Source organism: Desulfosarcina sp. (assembly GCF_041551955.1).
GTDB lineage: Bacteria > Desulfobacterota > Desulfobacteria > Desulfobacterales > Desulfosarcinaceae > Desulfosarcina.
Window position 1 is genome coordinate 1 of record NZ_JBFELV010000297.1, and the last position, 6,132, is coordinate 6,132.

At 55.5% G+C, this 6,132-nt stretch carries 6 protein-coding genes and 1 pseudogene; 2 read left to right on the forward strand and 5 right to left on the reverse strand.

The window, feature by feature from the left end; translation table 11 throughout:
• Together ABYV26_RS18315 and ABYV26_RS18320 are read left to right on the forward strand one after the other, a co-directional pair.
• A pseudogene (locus tag ABYV26_RS18315) lies at positions 1-306 on the forward strand (hypothetical protein); the annotation flags it as partial.
• 9 nt (positions 307-315) lie between these two features.
• Positions 316-1,701: a sigma-54 interaction domain-containing protein gene (locus tag ABYV26_RS18320; RefSeq protein ID WP_372682802.1), complete on the forward strand. Its 1,386-nt coding sequence runs from the start codon at positions 316-318 to the stop codon at positions 1,699-1,701.
• A 68-nt stretch (positions 1,702-1,769) separates the two neighbouring features.
• On the opposite strand, the gene ABYV26_RS18325 is transcribed toward ABYV26_RS18320, so the two are convergent.
• From ABYV26_RS18325 to norR, 5 genes are all read right to left on the reverse strand, one after another.
• Positions 1,770-2,708: a hypothetical protein gene (locus ABYV26_RS18325; RefSeq protein WP_372682803.1), complete on the reverse strand. Its 939-nt coding sequence runs from the start codon at positions 2,706-2,708 to the stop codon at positions 1,770-1,772.
• Between the two features lie 18 nt (positions 2,709-2,726).
• Entirely contained in the window at positions 2,727-3,311 is a 585-nt protein-coding gene (locus ABYV26_RS18330) for a hypothetical protein (RefSeq protein WP_372682804.1), read from the reverse strand.
• Between the two features lie 93 nt (positions 3,312-3,404).
• Positions 3,405-3,659 carry a DUF3179 domain-containing (seleno)protein gene (locus ABYV26_RS18335; RefSeq protein ID WP_372682807.1) on the reverse strand — a complete coding sequence of 85 codons (255 nt, stop codon included), beginning with the start codon at positions 3,657-3,659 and terminating at the stop codon, positions 3,405-3,407.
• Between the two features lie 3 nt (positions 3,660-3,662).
• Entirely contained in the window at positions 3,663-4,049 is a 387-nt protein-coding gene (locus tag ABYV26_RS18340; protein ID WP_372682805.1) for a hypothetical protein, read from the reverse strand.
• Between the two features lie 230 nt (positions 4,050-4,279).
• Positions 4,280-5,839 (reverse strand): nitric oxide reductase transcriptional regulator NorR, encoded by a 1,560-nt coding sequence (gene norR / locus ABYV26_RS18345; RefSeq protein ID WP_372682806.1) that lies wholly within the window; start codon positions 5,837-5,839, stop codon positions 4,280-4,282.
• Positions 5,840-6,132 lie beyond the last annotated feature (293 nt).

Genomic DNA, 6,132 nt, shown 5'->3' on the forward strand with positions numbered 1-6,132 from the left:
TCCATCAATCAAATCCTGACCACCGAAGCCTTGGGGTTGTCTGCTGACGGTCGAGCCGGGTGGGACTATATGGACGGGCGATTCACCCCGGATGATCGCTGCCCGGTCAACCTGTCGGGCGGGCTTAAATCAAAAGGTCATCCAGTTGGCGCGACGGGGTGTTCCATGCATGCCCTGGCCTACAAACAATTGGTCGGCGAACCCATCGGCATGGCGCCGGCTAATAAAACACCAGAAGTGGCCGTGGTCTTCAATGTCGGAGGGTCTGCCGCCACCAACTGCGTAACGACACTCAGGCGGATTTGAGCAAGGATCATGGCTGATTCGACACGTTCCAATCCGATCCACCGAACCGGGTTTTTTAAAAACCTCGTGGAGAACATGGAAATTGGTGTCATCATCTGCGATACGGACGGCAAGATCGTCTATATCAATCGGACTTACTCCCGTTTTTTGGACATTGACATCGAAACCTCTCTCGGCAAACCTGCGACGCAGGTCATCTCCAACAGCCGTCTGCCAGTCGTGGCCAAAACCGGCATTGCAGAAATCAACTATCCCCATCATTTCAAAGATACCGGTTTTTTGGTTCACCGGGTTCCGCTTCGGGAAAACGGACAGATCATCGCCGTGGTCGGCCTGGTTCTGTTTGATTCGGCCACGACGGTTTCCAAACTGGCGGATAAACTCGAGCAACTGGAATCAAAGCTGGCTGATGTTCAAAAGGAACTCGCCACCGTCCACGCCACCACATTTACCTTTGAAAGCATCATCGGTAAAAGTGAATCCATCAAAAAGGCGGTGGGTGAGGCGTCAAGTGCCGCAGGCAACACCATGCCGGTATTGATCACCGGAGAATCAGGGACGGGAAAAGAGCTTTTTGCCCACGCCATCCACCACGCGAGCAGCCGACGACATTTCCCGTTCATTCGCGTAAACTGTGCAGCTATGCCCAAAGATCTGCTCGAGGCAGAATTGTTTGGCTACGAAAAAGGCTCGTTCACCGGCGCCAACCCGAAAGGCAAGCCCGGCAAGTTTGAGTTGGCCCACCTGGGCACCATGTTCCTGGATGAGATTGGCGATCTGCCGTTGGAGATGCAGCCTAAATTGCTAAGGGTACTTGAACTCAAAGAATTTGAGCGAGTCGGTGGAGTCAACGTCATATCCTCGGATTTCAGGATCGTCTCTGCAACCAATCAGAACCTGGAACACCTCATGAAGACTGGACAATTCAGGCGAGATCTTTACTACCGGATTAACGGCATCCCTGTTGATATTGAGCCATTGAGAAATCGGAGAGAGGATATCATCCCACTTGCCTACTATTTTATCGAGAAAACGGTCAAGGGGCCTTCGGGAAAGGGAATCCGCATCACTCCCACAGCAGAAAAAGCGATGGAGCAATATGATTGGCCCGGAAATGGAAGAGAACTGCTGCATGTTGTCCAGCGCACGTTGTTCGACGTCAGGTCCGGAACGGTCAAACCGGAAAATCTGCCGGATTACCTGTTTCATTCCACCATGTTTCCCAAGCGATCCGCCGCAACCACACTGAATGACTACATGAAGTCAGCTGAGCGGTTTCTGATCGAACAAACCATGCGGCAGGTCGACGGAAACAAAACCAAAACAGCAGATTTGTTGGGCATTCACCGGACGCTGCTTTATCGAAAGATGAAATTACTCGGCATTGATCTATAGCCGTTCGACATGCCGAACGGCCAGCGTCGCCAGGAATCTATTTAATACTCATATCGCCGCTGTCGTTATTAGAATTGCCCTTTCAGGGTTAAGCCCACGAACGGCGCCGCGTCATAGTCGGTCTCGCCCAGTTGGTTGCCATTTTCATCCTCGATGGTGATGCTACCGCCCAGCATCGCCCCGCCATTGAGGTCGAAGCGATAGTGCTCGCCCATCCGCCAGCCCACCCGCAGGAAGGGCGCCCAGAAATCCACTTCACCGATGCCGTCGGCAACCGCACTGGAGTCGTCGAGGCGGAAGCGGTAAGATCGATAGGCACTGCCCACGCCCATTTCCCATCTGCCGTCCGGCGCGTAAACCAGTTCCAGGCCGGCCGGTCCCACCGGGCCGGCTCGGAAGGGATTGGCCAGACGCAGGTGTTCGTTGATCCTCCAATCGATTACCACATAAGGAAAGACCTCGGATTGATCCAAGCGCTCGAATATGCCGGTACCCAGGCCCAGCATCAGATCCGGTCCAACGGCGTAGGCCGCAGACAGCACCGCTCCGTAGGAGATGGATTCGCTGGCTTCGGCACCGGACGCACCGGCAAAATCGATGGTGGGAATGACCCCGAAACGCCACTTGCCGCCGGTGCTGTAAAAAACGGGAAGGCTGATGCCCGGCCTGAAAATTTCATCCCACAGGTCGACGCCGGCCAAGCCTTTGATATCGGAAAAACCCCAGCGTTCGTAATCGAAGCTCAGGCCGAGGCCTACGGTCCAGTGCCGGTCGATGAACCGGGATACATCGAAACGCAGGAAATGGCGCTGGACATCGAAACTGCCGCCGCTGTCCAGATCGGTTTCAAACTGATAGATGGGGGTGTAGGAAAAGCGGATCACCGTCTTCGATCGGTCCCGTCCCGCGGATTCGGTCGATTGCCCATCGGTGCGGCTGGGTGCGGTTAATGTAGCGAAGACCAACGACAGCACCAACATGGTCGGGATCACCTGGCGGGCGGTCATACGTACCTCCTATCTGCGTTAAAATCGATATCGAAGCCCCGCACAAACGGCATTTGAACCGCCGTCGTCAGCCACGGCGCCGTAACCGTCCGACCGGTGATGCAGCCGCAGCATGACTTCCCATCCTGAAGCTGGCGGACCGAGGGTCAATTCACTGTACCAGTAAATCAGCCACTGGCTGCTGGAGTCATTGGTTTCGAGTTCGATTGGCGGTGTCTCCGTGGCGTAGGACGGGCCGATTCCCCAGGCGAAGCTGGTTGCCACATACCGGTCCCAGGGAAACCGGTGCCAGCGGAACCCGATGATCGGCAGGTTGAATTCCCAGTGATCCTGGTCCCCGACGTATTTACCCACCTGTGCCTCCAGTTCCCAGGACAGGTCGCCGCCAAAAAAGCGGGCAACGGTCCACGAACCTGTCGCCACGATAATCGTGGCATCCGCAAAATCGGCGCCGGGAAGGATCGACTTCTCCCATTTTTCCCTGGTCAACCGGCCGGCATAGACCGCCAGGGCGTAATCCTGGGCCAGGGCCATGGTTGGGACAACTACCAACACGAATAAAAGCGCTGCGACGTGTGAGCCCTTTTCGATTACTCTCAGCATTCGCCATGATTATCATCTTCGTGGCGGTCGATCAAGCTGGCTCGGCAGATTAAAACCGATATTGCACCCTGGAGGAAGGATGGGAATCGAGGATTATTTCATCAACCGGGTCGAGGGATTGCTTTTCACCCATGTTGACCAACGCGTGTCCGTCGATTCCAACCTGGGCAGGTGTCTTTGGAAGTACTTTCCCTGGATCCCAAGCAGTCCGTCTTTATCCGGATACCAGAGCGTGCCGGTCTCCTGGTCGTAAAGCACGAAGGTTCTTTTGTAGGTCCACCCCGATGGGGCGATCGTGAGCCTTTTCCCGTCAAGTTCACGGCTGTACACAGCCGCCAGATCGACCAGCGGTCAGTAGCCGGCGACGATTGCGTCCGATCCAAGAAAAGTGTTGGCGGTTTCGTGGTAACGCAATTTGTCGACTGAATAGGCATGCGCGTCACCGTTTCCGGCCACGCCGATGACGCGCATCCCCGAGCCGCTTTGCTTTTCGTCGGGCTCCCAGTCGGTGTCATCCAGTGGATTGAATGCATGCCGACCGATGCCGAATTCGAAATGGTCCGGGTCGAATCCGATCGATACGGCCTGCGAGATGTCCCAGCGTTCGCCGGTGCGGTCCACCAGGTATGTCCGTCCACCATCTTTCAATACGGCCGCCGCTGCATGCGGAGCAATAAAAGCCAGTGTCAGGCAGGCACTCAACAGGATTTTAACCATTCTCATTCGTGTAATCTTCATTTATACCTCCCCGGCGGATTGGGTTGCGATATGTCTTTCATATTTTTGTCTGAAGAGAAAGGCGTTCCTTACAGAAATAATCGATGCGGATGGCTGGGCGAACAGGCCGGATAGGGACGGTATACCGGATGGTCGATGCCTTGGGAAAAACATGCGGTCAAAGGATGGGACGATTGTCGGAATGCTGAATCGGCCCGGCCTGACCGTCGTGTCCCTGGTTCGACAGCGTTTCAAGCATCACTTTTTGCCGGAGTGTCTTTGATCCCCAGCCTTTTTGCCAGTTTATGTAGATTGCTTCGGTTGACTCCCAGCGCTCTCCCCGCCGCCGCCCAGTTGCCGTTGCTGTTTTTCAGGGCGGCCCGTATGAGCTCCCGCTGGAGGTCGTCAACGGCGGCTCTCAAGGGCTTCCCGGCACGATCATCGTCGATGCCCGTCTGGCCTCCGTGGTCAATGGCATTCTCCGGTGAAAATCGACCGCCGCCGAAATGGCGCGGAGACACGACGACCAAATCTCCTGCCGGATCTTCGGCGGACGCCCTCAATATAGTGCGCGCGATCATGTTTTCGAGCTCCCGGACGTTTCCGGGCCACGCATAGGCTTTCAATGCCTGGAAGGTGTCCGACTGAAAGCGAACCGGCCCGCACCCCAGCTGTCGCTGAACCACCTCGCAATACCGGCCGATGATCGGCGGGATGTCTTCGGGATGTTCCCGAAGCGGCGGAACATCGATGGGGTAGACGTTGAGGCGGTGAAAAAGGTCAGCTCGGAAACGTTCATGTTTCACGGCAGCCACCAGGTCCCGGTTGGTGGCCGCCAGGAGTCGCACGTTCAGGGACCGGATAAGGTTGCTGCCCACTCGTTGTACCTCCCCGGTTTGAAGAAAACGCAGCAGCTTCGGTTGAACGTCGAGTGGCAGCTCACCGATTTCATCCAAAAACAGGGTGGCACCCTCAGCCAGTTCCAGCTTTCCCTCCCGGTCTGCCGATGCGCCAGTGAAGGCTCCCCGGACGTGGCCGAAAAGCTCGCTTTCAACCAACGTCTGCGGCAGGGTCGCACAGTTCAAGCAAATCAGGGGGGCGTCGCGGCGTTTGGACAACGCATGAATGGAGCGGGCCACCACCTCCTTGCCGACACCGGTTTCACCGGTGATCAGCACACTGAAGTCAGAACGGGCGATCAATTCGATTTCCTGGCGCAGCCGCTTGATCGCTGGGCTGTTTCCGACGAGATCATTGCCCGTACGTTCGCGCGCATCCTGAACGAGGTGCCGGGAGATCTGGTCCATTTTTGCGGTGGCGTTTTCAAGTGTGCCGATCAACTGCGCGGTGTGCATCTCCGCTCCTGCAAACACACTCAGGGCCTGTATCAGCGGCAAGTCTAGATCGTTAAAAACATCGGGATCCAATGCATCGGCGGTCAACACGCCGATCAGTCGGCGGTTCACAAAAAGCGGCAGGCCCATGCAGGAGTGCACGCGGGCGGCTGCAGAGCCATCGATTCCGATCAGGCCGTCATACGGATCGGCGAGGTTGCAATTGGAAGGAAAAACAACTGCTTCTTTCGAATTGCAGATCACGTCCAATCTTGGGTGGTCTTTCAGTTTAAAACTGCGCCCCATGGCATCTGGGCTCAATCCCATGCAGGCAACGATCGTTAGAACGCCTCCATCCATTCTGAGTAAAGCCACCGCGTCGCCTCCAACCAGGTCGTCGAAGGCCTTCAAAAGGATATGATGGCGCTCTTCATGATTGATGGCGGTTGCCAGTTGGGCGGCGAGCCGGGTTAACATATGGGCCTTATCCATAGTGGTATTAATTACAACAAAACCTGTAAGGGCGCAACACTATTTCGTTGTAATTTTTACCACAAAAGGCTTTTTCTGCTGATATTATTGAATAATTTATTGGCATGATTGTTGGAACGTAGATCGTAATTCGATTTCAGACCGCATGCCTGGAAATCATTGATTAAGCGGTAGGTGATTTTCAGCTACCGAGCGGTACCACCATCCGGCATGGTCAGTTCTGGTGACTGACAAGTCTTGTTCCCGATGGCGTCTCTGGTTTGTCCGGAATGAAGCGA